Genomic DNA, 25,697 nt, shown 5'->3' on the forward strand with positions numbered 1-25,697 from the left:
TCCCGCCATGGGATTCAGGGGAGCCAAGGGGCTGCTGGGACTGGTCGCGCTGGCTCTGCTGGCCACCGGCTGCTCAGCCGGGGAACAGAAGCGCGCCGCCGCGGCCATCGAGGTGGACAGGCCCGTCACCCTCGTGGACGAAGCGGTGCGGATACGGATCACCGGGCTGAACGCGGGCGAGAGGGTGACCGTCACCGCCGAGGCGGACGACAGGGCGGGCACCTGGAAGGGGGAGGCCCGCTTCACGGCGGACCGGCGGGGCGTGGTCGACCTCACCCGGGCGAAGCCGCTCTCGGGGACGTACGCGGGTGCCGACGGGATGGGGCTCTTCTGGTCCATGAAGGCGCCGCCCGGAGGCGAGTCCAGAAGGTCGTTCGAGCAGCTCTTCCCGGAACAGGAGAGGGACTTCACGGTCCTGCTGTCGGCCACCGGGGACGACCGGCCCGCCGCCCGGCGCGAGATCACCCGCGTCCGGATGGCCGAGGGGGTCGGCTCGCGTGCGCTCCTGCTGAAGCAGGACAAGGTCGCCGGGCGGCTCTACCAGCCGCCGCAGGGCACCCCGAAGCGGGCCCCCGTACTGATCTTCGGCGGGTCCGAGGGCGGCGGGGACTACACGCGCCCCGAGGCCGCGCTCCTCGCCTCGCGCGGCCACCCCACGCTCTCCCTCTGCTACTTCGGCTGCGACGGCCTCCCGAAGGAGCTGGCGAACATTCCCCTGGAGTACTTCGCCGAAGGGGCCCGCCTGGTGGCGAGGCAGCCCGGGGCGAAGCCCGGCGGGGTGGTGGCCATCGGGGCCTCCCGGGGGACGGAGCCGGCCCAGTTGCTGGCCCAGTACTACCCGGACGTCGTCCGCGACGCGGTCGTGTTCGCACCGACGGACCGGATCGTGACCGGCTTCCCCGACATGTCGAAGCCCGCCTGGCTGCGGGGCGGGAAGCCCTTCCCCGAGGGGTTCCCGATCCCGTACGACCAGGTGCGCGGAACGGTCCTCGCGATAGCCGGGGGGAAGGACACGCTGTGGGACACCCGTAAGTCCTCCGAGTCGATCGCCGCCCGCCGGGGTATCGCGGAGCCGCACCGCGCCCTGATCCACCCCGGGGCGGGCCACGCCCTGAACTCGTACCCGTACACCCCCCGGAGCACGTTCTCGTGGGCGGCGGACCTCCAGGACTTCATCTCCATGGGAGGGAGCCGCCCGGCGGACGCGAAGGCCCGCGCACAGGCGTGGCCGGAGGTCCTGCGAGTGCTGACCCGCTGAGCCCCCTGCGGGGGGCTTGGCCCGGGGGGCCTTGTGCCTGAGCCCCGGGTTCCGGGAGCCCTTCGCCTCCCACCCACCCGCCCAAGGCTGTGGTGGAGGTCCACCCCCGCAGCCGCGGGGACCACCCCCCGCACCCCCTTGCAGCGGCTTCTGGACGGGACCACCCCCGCGTGCGCGGGGACCACTCCCGGATGTACTCCGCCGACGTCGGCACCCACGGACCACCCCCGCGTGCGCGGGGACCACTCAGCAGCTTGCGGGTCTTGGCCCAGGCGAGGGGGACCACCCCCGCGTGCGCGGGGACCACGGTACGGCAGCCGGCCCGACACGTCAGCCTGACGGACCACCCCCGCGTGCGCGGGGACCACATGTCCTACGAGGTGGTCGAGGCTCACTACTGGGGACCACCCCCGCGTGCGCGGGGACCACCAGCGCTTAGCCTTCTGACCACGGCGTTTGAGCGGACCACCCCCGCGTGCGCGGGGACCACGGAAGGCCGCCTGATGACTCTGACCGTCATGGAGGACCACCCCCGCGTGCGCGGGGACCACTGCTCCTTGGGGGTTCGGCTAGTCGTTGTCGCGGGACCACCCCCGCGTGCGCGGGGACCACAGAACAGTGCGGAGCACAATGAGAGGGCCCAGCGGACCACCCCCGCGTGCGCGGGGACCACGGGGGCCGGGGAAGCGCCGAGCATCGCGGCGAAGGACCACCCCCGCGTGCGCGGGGACCACTTGGCACTGGATACATCGAGGTAATCCCAAAGGGGACCACCCCCGCGTGCGCGGGGACCACACTTCGCCACCTGCGGTTTTACGCAGGCCAGGCCCCGATTCTCTTTACTTCCTGAGCATCGGGCATTGCACACCTTCCGGTGCTTCCCGGACAGGTACCCCCGACAGCGGGCCCCACCCTCAGGTGAACTCACCCTCGCGTACCGCCGTGACGAAGGCCGTGAACGCGGACGGCGCCAGCATGAGCGCCGGGCCGTGCGGGTCCTTGCTGTCGCGGAGAGGGACGACATGGGTGATGCCTTCGCCTACCTCAAGGCAGTTTCCACCGTTGGTGCTGTGGCTGCTCTTGCGCCAGGTCACCGGCAGGGTGCTCGCGCCGACCTCAACGCAGTTCCCGCCATTGTTGGCGCTGTAGCTGCTCTTGTGCCATGCGACGGGCAACTCGCTCGCGTGGATCATTGCTTCAGTCCTTCCAGGTGCGCGCCGATCAACTCGGCTGACGCCTCGGGAGACAAGGCTACGGCTCTGAGCAGATCATAGGCACGGGCCGCCGCATCCACCTCTGCCGCGTCGAGAGCGATGCGGCCCTGGGAGAAGCCGTCCACATAGAGCACGTCCGGATCTTCCTCGAAGCCCAGGATCTGGAAGGCGCCGGCAAGGGCGGCATGAACGGGAACGCTCCGAGGGATCACCTGAATCACAGTGCGGGACTCCCTGCCCGCTTCCAGGAGGCGCTGAAGCTGGGCTTGCATGATCGCCCTCCCACCGACGTGCCTGAGCAGCACATACTCCTCCATGATGAACCAGAGCCTGGGCGGGACCTCCCGTTCGAACAGTCTCTGCCGACTTATGCGAGCCGCGACCAAGTCCTCAGCGTCCACCGCGTCGCCCGTACTCACGATCGCTCGTGCGTACTCCTCCGTTTGCAGCAGTCCAGGCATGACGAGGTTCTCGAACGAGCGGACAGACGTCGCATCCGGCTCCAACTCGATGTACGGCAGAAACCACGACGGGTACGCATGGTGAATCACCAGCGGGTACAGCCTCCCGAAGTGCCCCCCGGTCCCCAGCGCGGCATCAAGATCCGTCGCCAGCTCCTCCGACGGCACCCGCTTCGCCGCCTCGATCTTGCTGATCATCGATTGCGTCGTATGCGCCGCCCTCGCCAATTTCCCCTGCGACATCCCCACCTCAGTTCGAATCCGGCACAACTCGCACCCGAAGAAAGCGAGCAACGACCTCGTCGGGTCCGGTCCATCGGTCTCAGCGGTCATGCGCGCACCCGCCTCTCATGACTCTCGGCCTGTCATGGCGCCACACCTGTCGCGCCACCACGCGCAGAGCGACTCTAGAACTACAAAGAGTCATGTGTCCGGAGAAAGGTGCAGAAAGACATGACAACGGGAACTCCCTATGAACCGACCGCAGGTGACGTTGTCAGGGACGCGGCCGGAAAGCGCATTGGCCGCGTCATGGGCCGGGTCGGCGGGCGTATCCAGCTCCGGCCGCTCAATGGCGGACGGGAATGGGACGCCCTTCCCGAGGACCTGACCCCCGCCGTCCAGTCCGACGCCATGAGCGCGGCCGTCGCTGAGGCCAACGCGCAGAGCCGCTGGGGGGCGGTCAAGTGACGGAGCGGGCTCCCGTGCGCCGGATCTGCGGGGCGACCATCACCCTTCCCCTGCGGCTGCTCGTCCTGGCCCTGGACATCACCCCCGCCGAGCAGGGGCATCCGCTCGAAGTGGTGACCCGGCTCCGCTGCGGGCTCGAAGAGCACCCCGACGGGCCGCATTTCGACCTCGTGCGCGAATTGGACGACGCGAGCCGGGGCGAGGTCTGGACCTGGTGGGACGAGGGCCGCAGCCCCGAAGCCGTCGGGCTTCTCCCCGACTGCCCCGCCGACAACGGCGAGGCGGCCGGCGCGAACGACGCCTGTGCGCTCTTCGATGGGCACTTCGGCGCGCACAGCTTCGCCTTCGTCGATCCGGAGTACGAGGCCGTCCTCGCCTCCCTCGAATTCGCCGAAGCCGAAGCCGAAGCCGAAGCTCACCTCCCTCACCCTCGCTGAATCGAAAAGGGGTGGTTCTCCGCGCATCCCGGAGAACCACCACCACTCCTATCGCCACTTCTGGTGGCCCTTCCCATCGCAGTCCCACTGGAACGCCCCCACCCCGTCCCCGAACCCGCCACCATAAATCTCCAGGCACTTTCCGGAGTTGTGGTTGACGATGGTCCAGGTGCCGTCCCCATTCGGGGTGATCCGCCACTTCTGCCAGTTCACCCCGCTGCATGTGCGCTGGGCGACACCCACCCCATTGCCCAGACCGCCCCCGCGCACCTCTATGCACTTGTCCGAGTGGAGGTTCCTCATCTCGGTCGGTGTGCCGCCCACGGTGTTCAGCCAGCGCTGGTTGGCCCCGCCGTTGCACGACCACTGGAAGGCGCCCACGCCGTCCCCCGTACCGCTGCCGTGGATCTCCAGGCACTTGCCGGAGTTCTGGTTGACCCATGCCTGGGGGCTCCGGGGGGAGGGGGACGGGCGGTCGGCCGGGGCCGCCGTCGCCGTCGCCGTGGAGGCCGCCGCCAGGAGAAACGCGGTGGCCGCCGCCGTCGGGAGATGCCTCATGGCGCGCCGCTTCATGCCGGGATTCATGCCTGCTCCTCTGATCCTCTGATCCTCCGGGACAGGCGCATCCTTCCCATGTCAGACACCATCACCCGTTCTCCGGATGAACTGTCCGAAACCATTGGATTATGTCCACCGAGGGCTTCTTGACGCACACGTCCCCTCGGTCCCGGTAGACGCCGGAAGCCGGTCTCCCGGGGGAGCCCCTTTCCGCCAGAGCGGCGCTCAGCCGCAGGCCAGGGTGCGCGCCTTGCGCCGTACGCCCGTGCGGCCCGAGCACTCGTGCATGCACCAACTACTTCCGGCCAACGCCCGCCGCCCTCTCAACTCCCCCACCCCCCTCCTCGGTCATCCCGGGTGACTCCGGTTCACCGGAACCCCCCGCCGCACCGCGCGAACCACAGCGCGGCGGCTTCGAGACCACCCATGAGGAGCACCCCATGACCACGTCCCGAATAACCCGCACGGGCATCGCCGGACTCGTCGCGGCGGCGGTCGCCGCCGCCGCGTTCACGGTGCCCGCGCAGGCCGCCGACACCCCGAACGGGTCGAAGGGGCACGAGGCGACACAGAAGGCCATCGAGGCCCTGGTCAAGGACGGACTGCCCGGGGTCACCGCCGGCGCGGTCGACAGGAACGGGGTCTGGCAGGGGACCGCCGGGCTCGGGGATGTGAGGAAGGGCAAGGCGCGCGGGAAGGACGACCGGTTCAGGATCGGCAGCGTCACCAAGACCTTCGTGTCCACCGTGCTGCTCCAGATGGAGGCCGAGGGCAGGCTCGACCTCGACGACTCGGTGCACCAGCACCTCCCCGGCCTGGTGCGGGGCAACGGCAACGACGGGCGGAAGATCACCGTACGGCAGCTGCTCAACCACACCAGCGGGCTCTTCAACTACACCAGCGACCCCGCGTTCCAGCAGCGCAACCTCACCGGGCCCGGCTTCCTCAAGCACCGCTACGACACCCACGCGCCCCGCGATCTGGTGCGGGTCGCCCTCGCGCACAAGCCCGACTTCGCGCCCGGGGAACGGCACGCGTACTCCAACACCGGATACATCCTCGCCGGGCTGATCATCGAGAAGATCAGCGGCGACAGCTACGAGGACCAGGTGCGCCAGCGCATCATCAAGCCCCTGGGGCTGCGCGCCACCACCCTCCCCGGGAACAACCCGCACATGCCGGGCCCCAGCTCCCGCGACTACTCCACGCTGAGCCGCGACCCGGCGGCCACCACCATCCATGACGTCACCGCGAACAACATGTCCTGGGGGTGGGCCGCCGGGGACATGATCTCCACCACCGGGGATCTGAACCGCTTCTTCAGCTCGCTGATGCGGGGCAAACTGATGCCGGAGAAGCAGCTCAAGGCGATGAAGACCACCATCCCCGTCCCCGGTGACGACTTCTACGCCGGCTACGGCCTGGGCATCTACACCGTGCCCAACAGCTGCGGCAAGGAGCTGTGGAGCCACAGCGGCGGCACCATCGGCTCCGGGACCGAGGCGGTCACCACCGCCGACGGCCGTCACACGCTGACGACCAATGTGAACTTCCCCGTCATGGGCGGGGCCGTCGAGGCCGAGTTCTGCGGCAACACCGCGAGCAAGGGCCTCAAGCGGCCCGCGCCGCTCCTCTAGGGAGAACCCGGGGCCCCGCCGGCGATCCGGCGGGGCCCCGATGGCACACAGGAGCGGGGGAGCGGTTACGCCTCCGCCGGGCGCAGGCCCCGCCGGCCCGTCTCGCGCTCCGGGAGCCTCGGGAGCTGGTGCGGCAGCGCCGCGTACCAGGCGTACGAGACCGCGAAGCCGAAGGCCAGACAGATGATCCCGCCCACCGCGTCCAGCCAGAAGTGGTTCGCCGTCGCCACGATCACCACCAGGGTCGCCGCCGGGTAGAGCAGGCCCAGCACCTTCGCCCAGGGCGTCGCCGCCACCGCGAAGATGATCAGACCGCACCAGAGGGACCAGCCGATGTGCATCGACGGCATCGCCGCGTACTGGTTCGACATGTTCTTGAGGTCGCCCGAGGCCATCGAACCCCAGGTCTCGTGGACCAGCACCGTGTCGATGAAGTTCTGCCCGTTCATCAACCGAGGCGGTGCGAGCGGATACAGATAGTAACCGACCAGGGCCACGCCTGTGGTGGCGAAGAGCACCAGACGTCCCGCCGCGTAGCGGCCCGGGTGCCAGCGGTAGAGCCACACCAGCACACCGATCGTCACGATGAAGTGCAGCGTGGCGTAGTAGTAGTTCATCGAGACGACCAGCCATGTCACCGAGTTCACGGCGTGATTCACCGATTCCTCGAAGGCCAGGCCGATCGACTTCTCGAAATCCCAGATCCAGTCCGCGTTCCGCAGCGCCTGGGCCTTCTGCTCCGGCACCGCGTTCCGGATCAGCGAGTACGTCCAGTAGCTGATCGCGATCAGCAGGATCTCGAACCATATCCGCGGGCGGCGCGGCGAGCGCAGCGCCCTCAGGCGCGCGAGCCGCCCCGGCGGCGCGGTGCCCGCCCGGTCCCCGGCGTCCTCGTCCACCATGGGTGAGGGGGTGGTGGCCGTCCGGCCTTCCATAGTTTTCACGGTCGTTTCACCCATGGGACGAAAGTCTGCCAGATGCTCGCCCACCCACTGATCATCCCTCGGTCCCGTCCTCGCCGCACCCGCTCCCCCTCAAGGACGACCCCGGCCCCTCCTCGCGTCGGGGCTCAGGCTCGTCCGCCCGCGCCGGGGCCCGAGGCCGTGGAGCCCCGGACCACCAGCTCGGGCATGAAGACGAACTCGCCGTACGTCGGGGCGGCGGCCCCGTCCGAACCCGTAGGGGCCAGATTGCCCTGGATCTCCTCCAGCAGCGTGCGTACCGCGGCCTGGCCCATCGCCGGTACCGGCTTGCGGACGGTTGTCAGCGGCGGGTCGGTGAAGGCGATCAGCGGGGAGTCGTCGAAGCCGACCACCGAGATGTCGTCGGGGACCTCCAGACCGCGCTGGCGCGCCGCCCGGATCGCCCCCAGCGCCATCATGTCGCTGGCGCACACCACCGCCGTACAGCCCCGGTCCATCAGCGCGGACGCCGCCGCCTGGCCGCCCTCCAGGGTGTACAGGGAGTGCTGGATCAGCTCCGCCTCGACCACCGCCGGGGCCAGGCCGAGCTGGTCGCCGACCACCTGGACGAAGCCCTCGATCTTCCGCAGCACGGGGACGAAGCGGCGCGGGCCCAGCGCCAGACCGATCCGGGTGTGCCCCAGGGACACCAGATGGGTCACCGCCAGCTTCATCGCCGCCCGGTCGTCGGGGGAGATGAAGGGCGCCCGCACCTTCGGGGAGAAGCCGTCGACCAGGACGTACGGCACTCCCTGGGCGCGGAGCTGCTCATAGCGCTGCATATCGGCGGTGGTGTCCGCGTGCAGACCGGAGACGAAGATGATCCCCGCCACCCCCCGGTCCACCAGCATCTCGGTCAGCTCGTCCTCGGTGGACCCGCCGGGGGTCTGGGTGGCGAGCACGGGGGTGTAGCCCTGGCGGGTCAGCGCCTGCCCGATCACCTGCGCCAGCGCCGGGAAGATCGGGTTCTCCAGCTCCGGTGTGATCAGTCCCACCAGGCCCGCGCTGCGCTGGCGCAGCCGCACCGGGCGCTCGTAGCCGAGGACGTCGAGTGCGGCCAGCACGGCCTGCCGGGTGGTCGCCGCGACGCCGGGCTTCCCGTTCAGGACACGGCTCACCGTCGCTTCGCTGACACCCGCCTGGGCCGCTATGTCTGCCAGTCGTGCGGGTGCGGTCACAGGTGTGGACTGTACCGGGCGCATCTCAGACTGCCCACCAGACGCAGGTCTCGCCCGGGACGCGGACACGCGCGCCGGTGGACTCCAGCGGCGCCGAGGAGAGCAGCGGACGCCCCGGGGCCGGCATCTCGGCCGCCTCACCCAGAGTGTTCAGGGTGCAGACCAGACCGGCGCGGGCGAAGGCCAGCACCCCGTCCGGGGCCGCCAGCCACTCCATCGCGCCGTCGCCGAGGCCCGGCAGCTCCTTGCGGAGCGCGAGGGCCGAGCGGTACAGCTCCAGCGTGGAGCGCGGGTCGCCGCTCTGGGCCTCCACCGTGAGGGCCGCCCACTCGGCGGGCTGCGGCAGCCAGCTCCCGCCGGGGCCGAAGCCGTACGGCGCCTTGGCGCCCGACCACGGCAGCGGCACCCGGCAGCCGTCCCGCAGCCCGTCCTGGCCGTCGCCCCGGAAGAACGCCGGGTCCTGGCGGGCCGCCGCCGGCAGCTCCGTCACCTCCGGCAGGCCCAGCTCCTCGCCCTGGTAGACATAGGCCGAGCCGGGGAGCGCCAGGGTGAGCAGCGCCGCCGCCCGCGCCCGGCGCAGCCCCCGCGCCCCGCCGCCGTACCGCGTGGTGTGGCGGACGACATCGTGGTTGGAGAGCACCCAGGTCGTGGGCGCCCCCACGGAGGCCGTCGCCGCCAGCGACTCGTCGATGACCCGGCGCATCGCCGCCGCGTCCCAGTCGCTGGTGAGGAACTGGAAGTTGAACGCCTGGTGCAGCTCGTCGGGGCGGACGTACAGGGCCAGCCGCTCGGAGGTCGGGGCCCACGCCTCGGCGACGCCGATGCGCTCGCCTTCGTACCCGTCGAGCAGGGTGCGCCAGGAGCGGTGGATCTCGTGGACGCCGTCCTGGTCGAAGAAGGGCAGCACCTGCGCGCCGATCAGCTTCGCCTGCTCGCTCAGCCCGATGTCGGGCAGCCCCTCGGCCTTGACCATGCCGTGGGCGACATCGATCCGGAATCCGTCGACCCCCAGGTCGAGCCAGAACCGCAGGATCGACTCGAACTCCTCGCGCACCTCGGGCCGGTCCCAGTTGAGGTCGGGCTGCTCGGGGGCGAAGAGGTGCAGATACCAGTCCCCGGCGCCGGTGCGGGTCCACGCCGGGCCGCCGAAGACGGACTCCCAGTCGTTCGGCGGCAGCTCGCCGCCCGTGCCCCGGCCCGGACGGAAGTGGTACAGCTCGCGCTCCGGCCCGCCCGCGAGCGCGGAACGGAACCAGGCGTGCTGGTCGGAGGTGTGGTTGGGCACGATGTCGACAATGATCCGCAGCCCCAGCCGATGGGCCTCCGCGATCAGCTCCTCCGCGTCCGGCAGGGTGCCGAACAGCGGGTCGACGGCCCGGTAGTCGGCCACGTCGTAGCCGCCGTCGGCCTGCGGGGACGCGTAGAAGGGGGTCAGCCAGACCGCGTCCACGCCCAGGTCCGCGAGGTGCGGGAGCCGCTCCCGCACGCCCCGCAGATCACCGATGCCGTCGCCGTCGCTGTCCGCGAAGGAGCGTACGTACACCTGGTAGATGACGGCGTCCCGCCACCAGCCCGCCGGGTGGGCGGCGGACTGGTCACGGAGGGTGGGAGCGAGCTCCTGGGTCATGTACGTTCCCTTGCAAGTCGTCAAATACATGGTGGTGCCAGCGGGTATGGGGACTTTCTCCCGCAGATCCCGCAGACTGGGATCTTTGCCCGGTACGCGCACGGTCGACGCGCCCCCGCCGCACCTTCCGGGCGCGGCGCGCGGGACCGCGCCGGGCTCAGCCCTTGGTGCCGCCCGCCGTGAGACCGGCGACGAGGTGTTTCTGCGCGAAGAAGAAGAGCAGCCCCGCCGGGACCATGATCAGCACCGAGGACGCGGTCATCAGACCCCACTCGGCGCGGTGCGGGCCGACGAAGGTCTGGAGGCCCACGGCGAGCGTGTACTTGGTCTCGCTGCTCATGAACTGGGTCGCGAAGGCCACCTCGCCCCACGCGGTGAGGAAGGTGTAGAACGCGGTCACCGCCAGACCCGGCCGCGCCAGCGGCACGATCAGCCGCCAGAAGGTGCCGAAGGGGGTGAGCCCGTCGACCCGGCCCGACTCGTCGATCTCGGTCGGGATGGTGTCGAAGTACCCCTTCAGCATCCAGGCGCAGAACGGCACCGACACCGAGCAGTAGGTGATGATGAGGCCGCCGTAGCTGTCCAGCAGTCCCAGCGCGCCGAGGATGTTGTAGAGCGGCACGATCAGCACCGCCACCGGGAACATCTGGCAGACCAGGAACGTCCACATCAGGGACTTGTGCCCGGGGAAGCGCATCCGGGAGATCGCGTAACCGGCGCTCGCCGAGATCAGCACCCCCACCAGCATGGTGCCGGCGGCGATGACCACCGAGTTCAGCATCCAGGTGAGGAACTCCGTCTCGCCCAGCACATGGCTGTAGTTGGCGAGTGTGAAGCCCGACAGCTCCATGGGGCGCGTCCAGCCGCGCTCGCCCCGGATCGACACCAGGAAGATGAAGACGATCGGGAAGAGCGCGATCAGGGTGGCCGTGACGAGGGTCGCGTGCAGGGCGATGGAGGCTCCCCGGGAGCGCTCCTCCCTGCCGCGGGTCCGGGGCACGGCCCCGGCGCGGCTCCGGGCCGGGGCCCGCTCGGCCGGGTGCGGGGCCGGGGCCTTGTCCACGGTGGTCACTTGGCGGCCTCCTGGCGCTTGAGCATGCTCCGGTAGAAGACGGAGAAGACCAGGAGCAGCGAGAGAATCACGATTCCGTAGGAGGCGGAGCCCGCGTAGTCCCGCACTCCCTGGAAGGCGAGGCGGTAGGCGTAGGTCACGAGGATCTCGCTCTCGGTGCCGCCGGCCTGTCCGATCACCAGGAAGATGATCGGGAACATGTTGAAGGTCCAGATGGTGCCCAGCAGCACGATGGTGGAGCTGACCGGCCGCAGACCGGGCACCGTCACATTCCGGAACCGCTGCCAGGGCGAAGCGCCGTCCATCTCGGCGGCCTCGTGCAGCTCGCGCGGGATGGACTGGAGCCCGCCGAGGATCGCCACCATCATGAACGGCACACCCAGCCAGGTGTTGACGGCGATGACCGAGAGCTTCTGGACGAAGGGGTCGCCGAGCCAGTCGACCGGGCCCATCCCGACCTTGGCCAGCAGTTCGTTGAGGACGCCGTTGTTGGCGTTGTACATCAGCTTCCAGGCGAACGCGGCCACGAACGCCGGGACCGCCCAGGGCAGGATCAGCAGCACCCGGTAGAGCGAGCGCCCGCGCAGCCGCCGGTTGAGCAGCAGCGCGAGTCCGAGCCCGATCGTGTAGTGCAGGAAGACACAGCTCGCGGTCCAGACGACGGTCCACATCAGCCGCGGATAGAACGAGCCCTCCTGGCCGGAGAGGATGTTCCAGTAGTTCTCCAGGCCGACGAACTCATAGGTCGCCGGGACCGTGAAGTCACCGATCGTCCGGCCGATATTGGCCTCGTTGGCGTCGGTGAAGGAGAGATAGACGCCACGGCCCAGCGGATAGCCGACGAGCACGGCGAGGACGACCACCACGGGCAGGACCATGGCCCACGCGTACCAGTGGGTGGCGAAGGACCTTCTGGTCCTGACTATGAGGGTGCTCATCTTTCTCCGATGTGCGTCTGGCCTGCGGAAGAAGGAGGTTCGGTCCGGCCGGCGGCGCGGGGGGCGCCGCCGGCCGGACCGGGGTGGCCTCAGCCGGTCGTCCAGTCCTTCAGGAGCTTGCCGTTCCACTCCTTCGCCAGCGCGTCCAGCCCGTCCTTCGGGGAGACGTCGCCGCGCAGGATCTTCACGTAGTGCTGGTCGAAGGCGACGAAGAGATCACCGACACCGGGGATGACCGGCCGGGACCTCGCGATCGACAGCGCCTGCTGGAACGCCTTCTTCGCCGGGTCCGCGGTGACCTCGGCGGTGTACGCCGACTTCCGCGTCGGGAGCGTGTTGATCTCCTTGGCGGTCAGCTCCTGGCTCTTCGCCGAGGACATGAACTTCACGAAGAGGTAGGAGGCGTCCTTGTTCCCGGAGCCCCGGTACACCGAGTAGTTGTGGCCGCCGATGGGGGCCGCGGCCTTGCCGCCCGCGCCGCCCGGGACATTGGCGATGCCCAGGTTGTCCTTGTCCTTGAAGGCGTCGCCGGCGTAGCTGTCGGAGACCGACCACGGGCCGTTGAGGATCATGGCGACCTTGCCGTCCTTGAAGGACGTCTGGGCCGCGACGTAGCCGTCGGTGGTGACGGGCTTCAGGGCGACCGCGGGGTCGGCCAGTTCGAGAGCGGTCTCCATCGCCCTGACGCCCGCGGCGGAGTTGACGGTGATCTTCTTGCCGTCGACATCCAGCATGTCCGCGCCCTCGCCGTAGAGGAACGGCAGCGAGAAGTAGCCCTCGGGGTTGAGCTGGGTGCCGGTGACCCCGGTCTTCTTCTTGATGGTCTTCGCGGTGGCGATGAACTCGTCCCAGGTGGCCGGGGGCTTCCCGATCCCCGCCTCCTTGAAGAGCTTCTTGTTGTAGAGCAGCCCCAGGGTGTCCGTGACCTGCGGGACGCCGACCGTCTCGTCCTTCCACTTGGCGGTGGAGAGCGGCCCGGGGAGGAAGTCCTCGACGCCGTCGAGCGCCGGGGTGCCGTCGAGCGGCTGGAGATAGCCGAGGTTGGCGAACCCGGCGGACCAGCCGACATCGGTACGGATGACATCCGGCGCGCCCTTGCCGGACTGGGCGGCGGTCTTGAACTTCTGCTCCGCCTGGTCGAACGAGACCGAGGTCCGGTTCACCTTGATCTTCGGGTACTCGGCCTGGAACGCGGCGACGAGTTTGTCGTACGTCGGGCCCTCGGCCTCGTTGGACGTGTCCCACCAGGTGATGGAACCGGAGACGCTCTTCGGGTCCTCGGCCGCCTGCTTGCCGCTGCTGTCGCCGCCGCCCTCGCCGCCGCCGCAGGCGGTGGCGGTGAGAGCCAGTACACCGGCGATGGCGGCGACCGTTATGCCCTTGCGCATCATGATCTCCTCATTGAGGTCAGGCCCTGCCTGTCCTCGGGCCGGGCTGCTGCTGCGGCGTGAAGTTAACAGTCTTGCAAGACTTTGCGAAAGACCTTGCAGAAAGAAAACGGCAAGATTTCGATGTTGTGACCTCCCTGTGTCCTGCGGATGTCGCAGCGGTGTCCAGGGGGTTGACCTCCGGTCAGTGCTGCTCCTACGGTCTGCTGCCAGGCAGGTCGGCGCGGTTGCTGCAAGAACCGGCAGGATTCATCAGCAAGTTTGCAGAGAACCTCAAGACCCTTTCCGGGCAGCCGCGTCAGTGACGGCAGGACCCCCGCTTCCCCCAGGTGCGCACAGCGCTGTGCAGGAGGAGATATGGCCGCCAGAGCCAGAGCCAGAGCCAGAGCAGAAGCCGGAGCCGGAGCCGGAGCGGAAGCCGGAGCGGAGTCCGGAGCCAGAGCCGGAGCAGGAGCCGGAGTCAGGGGGAGGGCCGGGGGCCGGGGAGGAGGCGGGGGCCGGGGCAGGGCGGGCAGAGCCCTCGCCGCCGGGCTCGCCCTGGTCGCGGGCGCCGCGCTCGCCCTCACCGCACCCGCCGGCGCGGCCCGTGCCGCGCCCCCCGGCCCCAAGGACGTCACCGCCGTCCTCTTCGAGTGGAACTTCGCCTCCGTCGCCCGCGCCTGCGCCGAGCGGCTCGGCCCCGACGGCTATGGATACGTCCAGGTCTCCCCGCCCCAGGAGCACATCAGGGGCGACCAGTGGTGGACCTCGTACCAGCCCGTCAGCTACCGCATCGCCGGCCGGCTCGGCGACCGGGCCGCCTTCGCCTCGATGGTGAACACCTGCCACACGGCCGGGGTGAAGGTCGTCGTCGACGCCGTGATCAACCACATGGCCGCGGGCGACGGCACCGGCACCGGCGGCACCCCGTACCGCAAGTACGACTACCCCGGCGTCTACTCAGGCGCCGACCTCGACGACTGCCGCTCCCCGATCGTCAACTACCGCGACCGCTGGCATGTGCAGCACTGCGAGCTGGTCGGCCTCGCCGACCTGGACACCGGCGAGGAGTACGTGCGCGGACGCATAGCCGGCTATCTCGACGATCTGCTCTCCCTCGGTGTCGACGGCTTCCGGATCGACGCCGCCAAGCACATGCCCGCCGCCGATCTCGCCGCCGTCAGATCCCGGCTGAGCGACCCCGGTGTGTACTGGAAACAGGAAGTCATCCACGGCGAAGGCGAGGCCGTCGCGCCGGGCGACTACCTCGGCAACGGCGATGTCCAGGAGTTCCGGTACGCCCGTGACCTCAAGCGGGTTTTCACCTCCGAGAACCTCGCGTACCTCAGGAACTACGGCGAGGGCTGGGGCTATCTCCCCTCCGCGCGGACCGGGGTCTTCGTCGACAACCACGACACCGAGCGCGTCGGCGACACCCTCAGTTACAAGGACGGCTCCGCCTACACCCTCGCCAACGTCTTCATGCTGGCCTGGCCGTACGGCGCGCCCGATGTCCACTCCGGCTACGAGTGGAGCGACAAGGACGCGGGCCCGCCCGGCGGCGGGCGGGTCGGGGCCTGCTGGACCGACGGCTGGAAGTGCCAGCACGCCTGGCCCGAGATCGCCGCCATGGTCGCCTTCCGGAACACCGCGCACGGACAGCCGGTCACCGACTGGTGGGACAACGGCGGCGACCAGATCGCCTTCGGGCGCGGCAGCCGGGCGTACACCGCCCTCAACCACGAGACCCGTCCGCTGACCCGGACCTTCCAGACCGCGCTGGCGCCGGGGAGCTACTGCGATGTGCAGTCCCGGCGCACGGTGACCGTCGACGGCTCCGGCCGTCTCACCGCCACCCTCGCCCCGGGCACCGCCCTCGCCCTCCACACCGGCGCGCGGAACTGCGCCTGAGGCCCCCTGTTCCCGCCCTCCGCACGGCACCCCCTGGAGACACCTTGATACGCCCCGGACCGGTGGCGGTCGCCCTGACCGCCGCCCTCTGCGCCACGCTGCTGCCCGGCGCGCCCGCCCTCGCGGGCCCCGCCGGCCCCGCCGCCTCCGCCCCGGAGGGGAAGCCACCCCCGCCGCCCTCGGACGCGGCCCTCGCCGCCGAGCCCGCCCGGCACGACCTCACCCGGGAGCAGTTCTACTTCGTCCTGCCCGACCGGTTCGCCAACGGCGACCCCCGCAACGACCGGGGCGGCCTCACCGGCTCCCGGCTCACCACCGGCCACGACCCGGCGGACAAGGGCTTCTACCAGGGCGGCGACCTCAAGGGGCTCACCGCGAAGCTCGACTACATCAAGGGCCTGGGCACCACATCGCTCTGGCTCGCCCCCCTCTTCAAGAACCGGCCCGTCCAGGGCGAGGGCAAGGACGCGTCGGCCGGCTACCACGGCTACTGGATCACCGACTTCACCCGGGTCGATCCGCACTTCGGGACCAACGAGGACCTGGAGAGGCTGATCGACCAGGCCCACGCCAAGGGCATGAAGGTCTTCTTCGACGTCATCACCAACCACACCGCCGACACCGTCGACCACGCCGAGAAGACCTACGGCTACAAGCCCAAGGGCTCCCACCCCTATCTCGACCGGGGCGGCCGGCCCTTCGACGACCGCGCCGGCATCCGCCCGGTGGACGGCGACTCCTTCCCGTACACGCCGAGGCCGCGCGACGGGAAGAAGGTCCCGGAGTGGCTCAACGACCCGGAGATGTACCACAACCGGGGGGACTCCACCTTCGCCGGGGAGAGCGCCGAGTACGGCGACTTCTCCGGCCTGGACGATCTGTGGACCGAGCGTCCCGAGGTCGTGCGCGGGATGGAGAAGATCTACCAGAAGTGGGTCCGCGACTTCGACATCGACGGCTTCCGCATCGACACCGTGAAACACGTCGACATGGAGTTCTGGACCCAGTGGGCCACCGCGCTCGACGCGTACGCCGCCCGGCAGGGCCGGGACGACTTCTTCATGTTCGGGGAGGTCTTCTCCGCCGACCCCGCGACCACCGCGCCCTATGTCACCCGGGGCCGGCTCGACTCCACCCTGGACTTCCCGCTCCAGGACGCGATCCGCGCCGTGGCCTCCCGGGGCGCCCCCGCCGAACGGCTCGCCGGGGTCCTCGGCCAGGACTACCGCTACACCACCGACAAGGCCAACGCCTATGAGCAGGTGACCTTCCTCGGCAACCACGACATGGGCCGCTTCGGAACCTTCCTCCGGCAGGACAACCCGGGCGCCGACGACACCGAGCTGCTGCGGCGGGCCCGGCTCGCCAACGAGCTGATGTTCCTCACCCGGGGGAACCCGGTCGTCTACTACGGCGACGAACAGGGCTTCACCGGCGCCGGCGGCGACAAGGACGCCCGCCAGAGCCTCTTCGCCTCCAGAACACCCGACTACCTCGACGACGACCAGCTCGGCACCGACCGCACCCACGCCACCGACGCCTACGACGGCGGCCACCCGCTCTACCGCTCCATCGCCGCGCTCTCCCGGCTGACCCGGGCCCACCCGGCGCTGCGCGACGGCGTCCAGCGCCAGCGGTACGCCGAGGGCCCGCTGTACGCCTTCTCCCGGATCGACGCCGAGCGGCGGTACGAGTACGTCGTCGCCGTCAACAGCGGCACCGCGCCCCGGACCGTACCCCTCACCACCGGTACCCCGGACACCGCCTTCCGCACCCTCCACGGCGGCGACGCCCGCCCCCGCACCGACTCCGCCGGACGGCTCTCCGTCACCGTCCCGCCGCTCTCCTCCACCGTGCTGCGGGCCGACCGGCCGCAGCCGCTGCCCACCGCCGAGCCGGTGATCAGCCTGAGGGCACCGGCCGCCGGGGCCACCGGCACCGTCGAGATCAGCGCCGACGCCGACGCGGGGGAGCTGGGCCGGGTCGTCTTCGCCGCCCGGACCGGCGACGGCCCCTGGCGCACCCTCGGCTCCTCCGACCACGCGCCCCACCGGGTCACCCAGCACCTCGACGAGAAGGTCCGGGCCGGTACACCCCTGCGGTACAAGGCGGTCGTGGTGGACGCCGCCGGGCGCACCGCGAGCGCCCTCGCGTCCTCCACCGCGGGCCAGGCACCGCCGCCCCGGAAGCCGGTGGCCGTCGAGCGCGAGTGGGCCGTCGTCCACTACCAGCGGCCCGGCGGCGACTACGACGGCTGGCGGCTGCGGAGCGGGAACACCACGGCGGCCTTCACCGGACGCGACGCCCACGGCGCCTTCGCCTGGGTCGAGGTCCCCGACGGCGCCGCCACCGTCCCGTACACCGTCGAGAAGGACGGCACCCAGGACGGGCCCCCGCGCACCATCGACCTCTCCCGCACCGGCCAGGTGTGGATCACCCAGGGCCGGGACGGCCAGTCCGACCGCGCGCCCGACGGCGTTTATCCGCCCCAGGACAAGGGCAAGGCGGTGCTGCACTACCACCGCCCCGACGGCGACTACGACGGCTGGGGGCTCCACACCTGGACCGGCGCCGCCGAGCCCACCGACTGGTCCAGGCCCCTGGAGCCGGTCCGCAGGGACGCGTACGGAGTGACCTTCGAGGTCCCGCTCGCCCCCGGCGCCACATCGCTCGGCTACATCGTCCACAAGGGCGACGAGAAGGACCTCCCCTCCGACCAGTCACTCGATCTCGCCACCCACACCAACGAGGTCTGGCTGCTCGCCGGCCGGCCGGGGTACCTGCTGCCGCAGGCCGGCGCGGTGCCCTCGCTCGACCTCGGCAGGGCCGAGGCCCAGTGGATCGACCGGAACACCGTCGTCTGGAAGGTGAAGGCGACCGAGGCCACCAGCCAGCAGCTGGTGTACGGGACCGGGGAGCCGATCACCGTCAAGGACGGGGCGCTCAGCGACGAGGGCCGCTGGCTGCGGCTCGGACCGGCCTCGCTCACCGGGGCGCAGAAGGCCAAGTTCCCGCATCTGAGGGAGTACCCCGCCTTCACCGTCGACCCGCGCGACCGGGACCGGGTCCGCCACTCCCTGCGCGGACAGCTCATCGCCACCCAGCGGGCCGCCAACGGGGCGCTGCTCGCCGCGACCGGCGTGCAGACCGCCGGGGTCCTCGACGATCTGTACGCGGCGAAGGCCACCGGGGCCGCGCTCGGACCCGTCTTCGGCCGCAACGGCGTCACCCTCTCCGTCTGGGCGCCCACCGCCCGTAGCGTCTCCCTCGAACTCGACGGGCGGACGGTCCCGATGCGCCGTGACGACCGCAGCGGCGTCTGGTCGGCGGCCGGACCCCGGAGCTGGACCGGGAAGCCGTACCGCTACCAGGTCACCGTCTGGGCACCCAGCGTCGGGAGGACCGTCACCAACCAGGTCACCGACCCCTACTCCACCGCGCTCACCACCGACTCCGCCCGCAGCCTCGCCGTCGACCTCACCGACCCGAAGCTCGCCCCCAAGGGCTGGCGGACGCTGCGGAAACCGGCCGCCGTGCCCCTGCGCGACGCCCGGATCCAGGAACTGCACATCCGCGACTTCTCCATCGCGGACCGCACGGCGCGCAACCCCGGCCAGTACCGGGCGTTCACCGAGCGCGACTCGGCCGGGATGCGGCATCTGCGCGAGCTCGCCGACAGCGGCACCTCCTACCTCCATCTGCTGCCCGCCTTCGACATCGGCACCATCCCCGAGCGGAAGGCGGCCCAGCAGACCCCCGGCTGCGACCTCAAGATCCTCGCGCCGGACTCCCCGGAGCAGCAGGCGTGCGTCGCCCGGTCCGCCGCGAAGGACGCCTACAACTGGGGGTACGACCCGCTGCACTACACCGTGCCCGAGGGCTCCTACGCCTCCGACCCCGAGGGCACCCGGCGCACCGTCGAGTTCCGTGAGATGGTCGCCGCGCTCAACGGCATCGGACTGCGCACGGTCATGGACGTGGTCTACAACCACACCGTCGCCGGCGGCCAGTCCGAGAAGTCGGTGCTCGACCGGATCGTCCCCGGCTACTACCAGCGGCTCCTCGCCGACGGCTCCGTCGCCACCTCCACCTGCTGCGCCAACACCGCCCCCGAGAACGCCATGATGGGCAAGCTGGTGGTGGACTCCGTCGTCACCTGGGCGAAGGAGTACAAGGTCGACGGGTTCCGCTTCGATCTGATGGGCCACCACCCCAAGGCGAACATGCTCGCCGTCCGCGAGGCCCTCGACGCGCTCACCCCCGCCCGGGACGGCGTCGACGGAAAGAAGATCGTCCTCTACGGGGAGGGCTGGAACTTCGGCGAGATCGCCGACGACGCCCGCTTCGTCCAGGCCACCCAGAAGCACATGGCCGGCACCGATATCGCCACCTTCTCCGACCGCGCCCGCGACGCCGTGCGCGGCGGCGGCCCCTTCGACGCCGACCCCGGTGTCCAGGGCTTCGCCTCCGGTCTCTACACCGACCCCAACCCGGCGGCCGGGAACGGCAGCCGCGACGAGCAGCGCGCCCGGCTGCTCCACTACCAGGACCTGATCAAGGTCGGGCTCACCGGCAACCTCGCCTCCTACACCTTCACCGACACCCGGGGCCGCACCGTCAAGGGCTCCGACGTCGACTACAACGGCGCGCCCGCCGGCTACGCGGACGCCCCCGGCGACGCGCTCGCCTACGCCGACGCCCACGACAACGAGACCCTCTACGACGCCCTCGCCTTCAAGCTCCCCCGGGACACCTCCGCCGCCGACCGGGCCCGTATGCAGGTCCTGGCCATGGCGACGGCCGCGCTCTCCCAGGGCCCGGCGCTCTCCCAGGCCGGAACGGACCTGCTGCGCTCCAAATCGCTCGACCGCAACTCCTACGACAGCGGCGACTGGTTCAACGCGATCCACTGGGACTGCCGCGACGGCAACGGCTTCGGCCGGGGGCTGCCGCCCGCGCCCGACAACCAGGACAAGTGGCGGTACGCGAAACCGCTGCTCACCGCCGCCTCCCTGACCCCGGGGTGCGAACAGATCAGCGGCGCCTCCGCCGCCTACCGGGATCTGCTGAAGATCCGCGCCACGGAGCCGGTGTTCGGCCTCGCGACGGCGGAGCAGGTGCGGTCGGCGCTCTCCTTCCCGCTCTCCGGACCGGACGAGACACCCGGGGTGATCACCCTGCGCGCCGGTGAGCTGGTGGTGGTCTTCAACGCGACCCCCGAGCGGCGGGCCCAGCGCCTCGGCGGCTCCTCGGACCACACCCTGCACCCGGTCCAGGCCGCGGGCGCGGACCCCACGGTGAAGACCGCCTCGTACGACCGCGCCACCGGGACCTTCTCGGTGCCGGGCCGGACGGTGGCCGTCTTCCGGCGGGGGTGAACAGTCCGGTGGACGAGGCCGAGGGCCCCGGGAGTCCGCTCCCGGGGCCCTCGGCCTGTGTTCTGTGTTCTGCGCTCTGTGTACGGTCAGGGGGTGCGCGGCCCCGGCAGCACGGCGGGCGCGATGGCCATCAGCCGGTCCACCAGCTCCCCGAACGGCCCCTCCAGCGGCTCCTGCTCCAGAATCCGCACCACCACCGCCGCCATGGCGTCGTCATAGGCGGCACTGACCGCGCAGAGCGCCGCGAAGTCGTGCACGAGCTTCAGCTCCAGCTCGGCGCGCGGGATCTCCCGCCCGTCCAGCCAGAGCAGCGCCGTCGACTCGGCCAGCGACACCCAGGAGCGCACCACCAGAGCGAGCCGGGCCGGCGGGGTGTCGATGCCCAGATGCGCCATGATCTGGTCGTAGGCGGCCTGCCGGACCTCGTCGATCATCGCGTTGGTCGTCGTCGACCCGACGGCCGGGCCGCCGCGCATCAGCGCGGAGAACCCGGGGCCGTGATGGTCCACGAAGTCGAAGAACCGCCGCATCACCCGCAGCAGCCGGAGCCCGAGGGGGCCTTCCCGGGGTTCCACGAAACGGGCGGCCAGTTCGTCGGCGGCGCGGCGCAGGGCTGCCTCGTAGAGGCTCTGCTTGCCCGGGAAGTAGTGGTAGACGAGGGGGCGGGAGATGCCCGCCGCGGCGGCTATCTCGTCTATCGAGACCTCGTCGGGGGAGCGGGCGCTGAAGAGTTCCAGTGCCACACCGATCAGCTGCTGTCTGCGCTCCTCGACGCCCATCCTGCGGCGTACCCCGGTCGTCATACCGACACCCTACCGACTGCGCCCCGCGCACCAGTTCTACCCGCCACCCCCCGCATGGCGCGGCCCCGGCTCGGCGGCCGGCCCCCGAACCCCCGCTCCTCAATCGCCGGAGGGGCTGGCTGGGGTGTGTGCTGCCTCAATCTCCCCCAGAGGTGCCCCCAGCGGGGCTGAGCAATCTCAGCCTGCCCGGGTGCACCTCCGAGAGGGCCCGAGCCATCTCAGCCCGTCTGGGGGCACCTCCCAGAGGCAGCTCTGGGGGAGTTTGAGGACGGACCCTGGTCCACAGGTGGCCCGAGCAACTCCAGCCCGTCCGGCGATTGAGGACGGACCCTGTGCCACGGGAGCCCCGCATGTTGCGGGCCACGGTCGGGGGCCGGCCCCCGAGCCCCCGCTCCTCAATCGCCGGAGGGGCTGGGGTGGTGCTGCTCAGTTGCCGGAGGGGCTGGGGTGGTGCTGCTCAGTCGCCGGGGGGCTGGGTCCACTCAGCCCGTCCGGCGTTGGGGAGGGACCCCGCGCCCCGGGTGGCCCGAGCAACTCCAGCCCGTCTGGGGGCACCTCCCAGAGGCAGCTCTGGGGGAGTTTGAGGACGGACCCCGCGCCACAGGACCCCGCACGCCGCGAACCCGGGGCGCGAAAAGCCGCAGTGGGCGGGCCGCAGCCGTGAGCCGGGGGTCACCCCGGGCTCACCTCCCACTCGCTGAAGCGGACCGTCCCCCGCACCCCGCTCCCCCCGTTTATGGCCGTCATGAACATCCCCACATCCTGCACCGCCCCCGCCCCCGGCACCCCCACCGTCCCCACCGTCCGCCAGCTCTCCCCCCCGTCCACCGAGAACTCCCCCGTGTACGACACCCCCGGCTCCCGGGTCAGCCGCAGCAGCACCGGAGCCCGCACCCCCGTCACCCGCCGGTAGGTGTCCAGGGTGCCGTCGCCGTTTGAGTCGTACGACAGGGCCACCCCCTGCCCCGGGGTCACCGCCAGATTCACGAAGCCCCGCGCGCCCTGCGCCGCCAGCTCGTCGCGGGCCACGATCCCGGCCCGCGCCCACGACCCCGTGTTCTCCTGCGCGTCCACCCGCACCACCACCCGCGTCCCCGGAGCCAGCGCCCGCGCCCGGTACGCCGTGCCGAAGTGCGCCGTACCGCGCCACAGATCACTGCCCCCGCCGTTCACCGCGAACCGCTCGCCGAGCTGCCCGAAGACCGCCGCGTTGTTGGTGAAGACGGACCAGCCGGCCGCCAGCGGCGCGGCCATGTGCAGCGCGCCGCGCTGGGTGACCGACACCCGGCTCCCGCCGCTCGGCCCGTACCGCACCCCGAGTTCGTACGGCAGCGAGCGCAGCGGCTCGGTGAGCGGCTCGGCCGGGGCGGTCACCCGCCAGGAGACCGACCCGGACGAACCGGCGGGCACGGACGGCAGACTCGTCGGCCCCTCGGGCACGGGAGCCAGCTCCGCGCCGGCGAGGGCCAGATCGACCCGGCCGGTGGCGCGCAGCCCGCTGAGGTTGCGGAAGGCGGCCGTCACCGTCCCCGAACTGCCCGGGGAGAAGGCGCCGGGCTCCACCGACACGGTGGTGTGCCCCTGGTAGGGCGCGGTCGCCAGGGTCTCGTACACCCGGGACGCGACCTTGTGCGCGTCGCCCGTGGGCCGGACCGGATACGCCCTGCGGTCCCTGGTCCAGGTCTCCTCGTCCGGGTACCAGTCGAACGGCTTCGGCGCCCGGCCCTCCGCGAGCGCCGCCCCCGCCTCGGTCAGGAACGCCTCCCACTGCGGCACATGGACATCGCTGATCAGCCCGTTCCAGTCCCGGTTGGCGTAGTTGCTGAGCTGCCCGGCCGCCGCCCGGTCACCCCAGGTCGTCACCAGCACCCGCGCGGTCCGCTCCAGCTCGACCGCCTCCGCCGGGCTGGTCGCCAGCCGCTTGGCCTCCTCCAGCCAGGGCCCCAGCAGAAACGCCCGGTGGCAGCCGGCGACCGTGTCGGCCAGCCGCATCAGCTTCAGCCAGAGCGCCGTCACCCCCCGGAAGGTGGTCACGTCCCCGGCGCTGTACGCGGCCCGCAGCACCAGTTGCAGGGTGCGCGACCGGTTCGCCAGCGCCTGCCGGGTGATGTCGGTGAGATCGTGACGGTACGCGTCCGAGTCCCGCAGCCCCGGGCGCACCCTCAGCAGCCCGGCGAGCGCCCGGTCGAACACGGCCGGGTCGAAGGCCGTCGCGATCGCCGAGGTCAGATTCGGCCGCCGCAGGAACAGCGAGTCGAAGGGCCGTCCGTCCGTGCTGGTCAGCCGGTACGCGGTGGCCGCCAGCGCGGCGAACGCCGACCGCGCCTGCGGATCGTCGCCGCCGTACCGGAACCGGGTGTACTCGGCGAACCACGCCTCCCGGTCGATCCGCTCCTCGCGCCACGCCAGCTCGCTGAAGAGTTCCAGCGCCGCCGGGTCCCGCTCGGCGGCCTCCGGCATGTAGGCCGTGCCGGCCAGCGCGCTCCCCGGCTTGTCCCGCCAGGCCGTGAACTTCGCCGTCCACCGGTCGGTGTTCGCCCCGATGGTGGTGCGCCCGCCGAAGTTGGGGATGGTGCCGAAGGCGTACGGAGCCCCGCCCCACTCGGTCTCCCGGTCGGTGACCGTGTCCAGGTCCGAGAGCCCGTCGACGATCAGCACCCGGCTGGTGTCGATGGCCGCCAGCAGCGCGGGGCGGGGGTTGGCCTGCCAGCCCAGGATCACCCAGGTCGCGTCCGGGCGGGCGGTCCGCAGCGCGGTCTCGACCGCGCGCGCGGCGTCCGGGACCGGCACGTCACCGGCGTTGCCGCCCTCGTGCAGCAGATCCATCTTGAAGAAATCGGTCGCGCCGAAGAGTTCCTCCTGGTGCCGGTAGAAGGCGGCGGCGGCCTCGGCGAAGACCCTGGTGCGCGGATCGAGCCAGTCGGGGCGGGGGAGCCCGTTCCAGCTTCCCTGGGGGATGGTCCGGGCGCCGGGGTTGCGGGCGGCGAAGCCGTCCGGGACCGTGCCGAAGTACCCCGGCAGCACCGGCCGCATGCCCAGCTCCCGCATCCGCGCCACGATCCGCCGACCGAGTTCGGTGCGGGCCTCCAGCAGGGCGGGGGAGACCGGGCCGCCGTACTCGCTCATGTTCTGGAGCAGCCACCACGGCTGGTGCGAGGGGGCGGGCAGCCAGGTGCGGGCCTCGGTGTCGGTGTAGCCGAAGTCGAGCAGCAGCCGGTGGTAGACGGCCTCCTGCCCGGGGGTCACCAGCACCTCGTTGCAGCCGTGCAGGGCGAGCACGTCGAGCAGCCGTTCCCAGCGCGCCCAGTCGGCGTACGGCCCGGTATAGCCGTCGTGGGTGTCGTTGTACGCGAACCGGTGCGGCACGGTCGCCGAGCGGGTGAGCGTCCGGCGCGGCGCGGGCAGGGTGTCCGGCAGCTCCAGCCGGCTGCCGGACCAGGAGATATGGGCCCGGCAGGTGTACTTGAGGTACCAGTGCACACCGGTGAGCTGGACGGCGGGCGAGGTGCCCGCGACCACGATCCGCCCGGCGGTGCCGGTCACCCGGAAGCGCTCGGCGCCGCTGAGCGCGGACAGCTCGAACTGCTCCTCGTGGTCCGGCAGCAGTCGCCGCAGCGTGGCGCGCGCCGGGGTGATGTCCGAGGCCGCGCCGGGTGTCACGGGCGCGGAGGGCACGGAGGACACGGAGGGGAGCGCGGCGGCACCCGGCGCCGCGCCCGCGAGGGCCGCGCCCGCGCCGATCACCCCCACGGTGCCCAGGACCCCGCGTCTCGACAACTCGTCCATCAGCGCCTCCGTGTTGCCCGCGTCACACTCGGTGCATGCGTGGCGCAGGTTACCGGGCGTCCGCCCTCCGGGAACGGGGGAGCGGGGACACGGTGGCCGGATGCGGACGGGCGCGGGGCCCGGCACCCGGCGTACGGCCCCTGCGGCACCGGCAGTTGTGGTTCGGCCCCCGCCCCCGGATGTCCCTCCGCCGACGCCGCGCGATCGGCGTGGCGGCGGGCCCCGGGACCCGGCCGGGGACGGGGGAGCGGATCAACACGGCCGGGGAGCCCGGCATCCGTCCGATGGGCAGCCCGTCGCCGAGCCACCACGCGCGGGAGCACGTGCGGGACGCCTCCGGGCCCCCGGGAGCACGGCGCCGGACGGTCCCCGGCCCGGGAGGGCGGTAATCGGCCGGATCGTTTCGCGCCAGGGGCGGGG

The 25,697-nt window shown here is 71.4% G+C and carries 16 protein-coding genes, 1 pseudogene and 1 CRISPR repeat array; of the genes and pseudogenes, 6 read left to right on the top strand and 11 right to left on the bottom strand.

Translation table 11 applies throughout. The features are described 5' to 3' along the window. Positions 1-7 precede the first annotated feature (7 nt). A complete protein-coding gene (locus ACWCRA_RS17905; protein WP_451068024.1) occupies positions 8-1,258 on the top strand; it encodes an acyl-CoA thioesterase/bile acid-CoA:amino acid N-acyltransferase family protein in 1,251 nt (416 codons plus the stop codon). Between the two features lie 97 nt (positions 1,259-1,355). Beyond that, positions 1,356-2,053: direct repeats of the CRISPR family, unit length 28 nt; unit sequence GGACCACCCCCGCGTGCGCGGGGACCAC. 119 nt (positions 2,054-2,172) lie between these two features. Here the strand turns inward: ACWCRA_RS17905 and ACWCRA_RS17910 are convergent. After that, positions 2,173-2,451: a DUF397 domain-containing protein gene (locus tag ACWCRA_RS17910; RefSeq protein ID WP_451068025.1), complete on the bottom strand. Its 279-nt coding sequence runs from the start codon at positions 2,449-2,451 to the stop codon at positions 2,173-2,175. Then, positions 2,448-3,266 (bottom strand): helix-turn-helix domain-containing protein, encoded by an 819-nt coding sequence (locus tag ACWCRA_RS17915; RefSeq protein WP_351544149.1) that lies wholly within the window; start codon positions 3,264-3,266, stop codon positions 2,448-2,450. The genes ACWCRA_RS17910 and ACWCRA_RS17915 overlap by 4 nt, the downstream gene beginning before the upstream one ends. Positions 3,267-3,386: 120 nt before the next feature. On the opposite strand from ACWCRA_RS17915, the gene ACWCRA_RS17920 reads away from it, so the two are divergent. Both ACWCRA_RS17920 and ACWCRA_RS17925 read left to right on the top strand, forming a co-directional pair. Continuing rightward, on the top strand, positions 3,387-3,623 hold the full coding sequence (locus ACWCRA_RS17920; RefSeq protein ID WP_451068026.1) for a hypothetical protein: 237 nt from the start codon (positions 3,387-3,389) through the stop codon (positions 3,621-3,623). A 14-nt stretch (positions 3,624-3,637) separates the two neighbouring features. Beyond that, a complete protein-coding gene (locus tag ACWCRA_RS17925) occupies positions 3,638-4,060 on the top strand; it encodes a hypothetical protein (RefSeq protein ID WP_451068027.1) in 423 nt (140 codons plus the stop codon). A 48-nt stretch (positions 4,061-4,108) separates the two neighbouring features. Here the strand turns inward: ACWCRA_RS17925 and ACWCRA_RS17930 are convergent, their stop codons facing one another. Continuing rightward, on the bottom strand, positions 4,109-4,645 hold the full coding sequence (locus ACWCRA_RS17930) for an RICIN domain-containing protein (protein ID WP_451068028.1): 537 nt from the start codon (positions 4,643-4,645) through the stop codon (positions 4,109-4,111). A 413-nt stretch (positions 4,646-5,058) separates the two neighbouring features. Here ACWCRA_RS17930 and ACWCRA_RS17935 point away from each other — a divergent pair, with 413 nt between their 5' ends. Then, positions 5,059-6,255 carry a serine hydrolase domain-containing protein gene (locus ACWCRA_RS17935; protein WP_451068029.1) on the top strand — a complete coding sequence of 399 codons (1,197 nt, stop codon included), beginning with the start codon at positions 5,059-5,061 and terminating at the stop codon, positions 6,253-6,255. A 65-nt stretch (positions 6,256-6,320) separates the two neighbouring features. Here ACWCRA_RS17935 and ACWCRA_RS17940 read toward each other — a convergent pair whose 3' ends face one another. The 6 genes from ACWCRA_RS17940 to ACWCRA_RS17965 form a co-directional block, all read right to left on the bottom strand. Next, positions 6,321-7,214: a phosphatase PAP2 family protein gene (locus ACWCRA_RS17940; protein ID WP_351544438.1), complete on the bottom strand. Its 894-nt coding sequence runs from the start codon at positions 7,212-7,214 to the stop codon at positions 6,321-6,323. Positions 7,215-7,324: 110 nt separating this feature from the next. Continuing rightward, positions 7,325-8,419 carry a LacI family DNA-binding transcriptional regulator gene (locus tag ACWCRA_RS17945; protein ID WP_351544134.1) on the bottom strand — a complete coding sequence of 365 codons (1,095 nt, stop codon included), beginning with the start codon at positions 8,417-8,419 and terminating at the stop codon, positions 7,325-7,327. Position 8,420: 1 nt separating this feature from the next. Next, positions 8,421-10,022, bottom strand: a complete 1,602-nt coding sequence (locus ACWCRA_RS17950; RefSeq protein ID WP_351544132.1) for a glycoside hydrolase family 13 protein — start codon at positions 10,020-10,022, stop codon at positions 8,421-8,423. A gap of 157 nt (positions 10,023-10,179) precedes the next feature. Then, the gene (locus ACWCRA_RS17955) at positions 10,180-11,085 is read right to left on the bottom strand and encodes a sugar ABC transporter permease (protein ID WP_451068063.1); all 906 of its coding nucleotides are present in this window, start codon (positions 11,083-11,085) and stop codon (positions 10,180-10,182) included. Positions 11,086-11,090: 5 nt separating this feature from the next. After that, positions 11,091-12,032 (bottom strand): carbohydrate ABC transporter permease, encoded by a 942-nt coding sequence (locus ACWCRA_RS17960; protein WP_351544130.1) that lies wholly within the window; start codon positions 12,030-12,032, stop codon positions 11,091-11,093. 89 nt (positions 12,033-12,121) lie between these two features. Then, positions 12,122-13,420 (bottom strand): extracellular solute-binding protein, encoded by a 1,299-nt coding sequence (locus ACWCRA_RS17965; RefSeq protein ID WP_351544127.1) that lies wholly within the window; start codon positions 13,418-13,420, stop codon positions 12,122-12,124. Between the two features lie 537 nt (positions 13,421-13,957). Here ACWCRA_RS17965 and ACWCRA_RS17970 point away from each other — a divergent pair. Both ACWCRA_RS17970 and pulA read left to right on the top strand, forming a co-directional pair. Then, a pseudogene (locus tag ACWCRA_RS17970) lies at positions 13,958-15,304 on the top strand (alpha-amylase); the annotation flags it as partial. Positions 15,305-15,354: 50 nt separating this feature from the next. Continuing rightward, the gene (gene pulA / locus ACWCRA_RS17975; protein ID WP_451068030.1) at positions 15,355-20,688 is read left to right on the top strand and encodes a pullulanase-type alpha-1,6-glucosidase; all 5,334 of its coding nucleotides are present in this window, start codon (positions 15,355-15,357) and stop codon (positions 20,686-20,688) included. A gap of 86 nt (positions 20,689-20,774) precedes the next feature. Here pulA and ACWCRA_RS17980 read toward each other — a convergent pair whose 3' ends face one another. Both ACWCRA_RS17980 and ACWCRA_RS17985 read right to left on the bottom strand, forming a co-directional pair. Then, the gene (locus ACWCRA_RS17980) at positions 20,775-21,491 is read right to left on the bottom strand and encodes a TetR/AcrR family transcriptional regulator (protein WP_351544122.1); all 717 of its coding nucleotides are present in this window, start codon (positions 21,489-21,491) and stop codon (positions 20,775-20,777) included. Positions 21,492-22,163: 672 nt separating this feature from the next. After that, a complete protein-coding gene (locus ACWCRA_RS17985) occupies positions 22,164-25,277 on the bottom strand; it encodes an alpha-N-acetylglucosaminidase (RefSeq protein ID WP_451068031.1) in 3,114 nt (1,037 codons plus the stop codon). Between the last annotated feature and the right edge of the window lie 420 nt (positions 25,278-25,697).

Source organism: Streptomyces sp. NPDC001889, assembly GCF_053594535.1.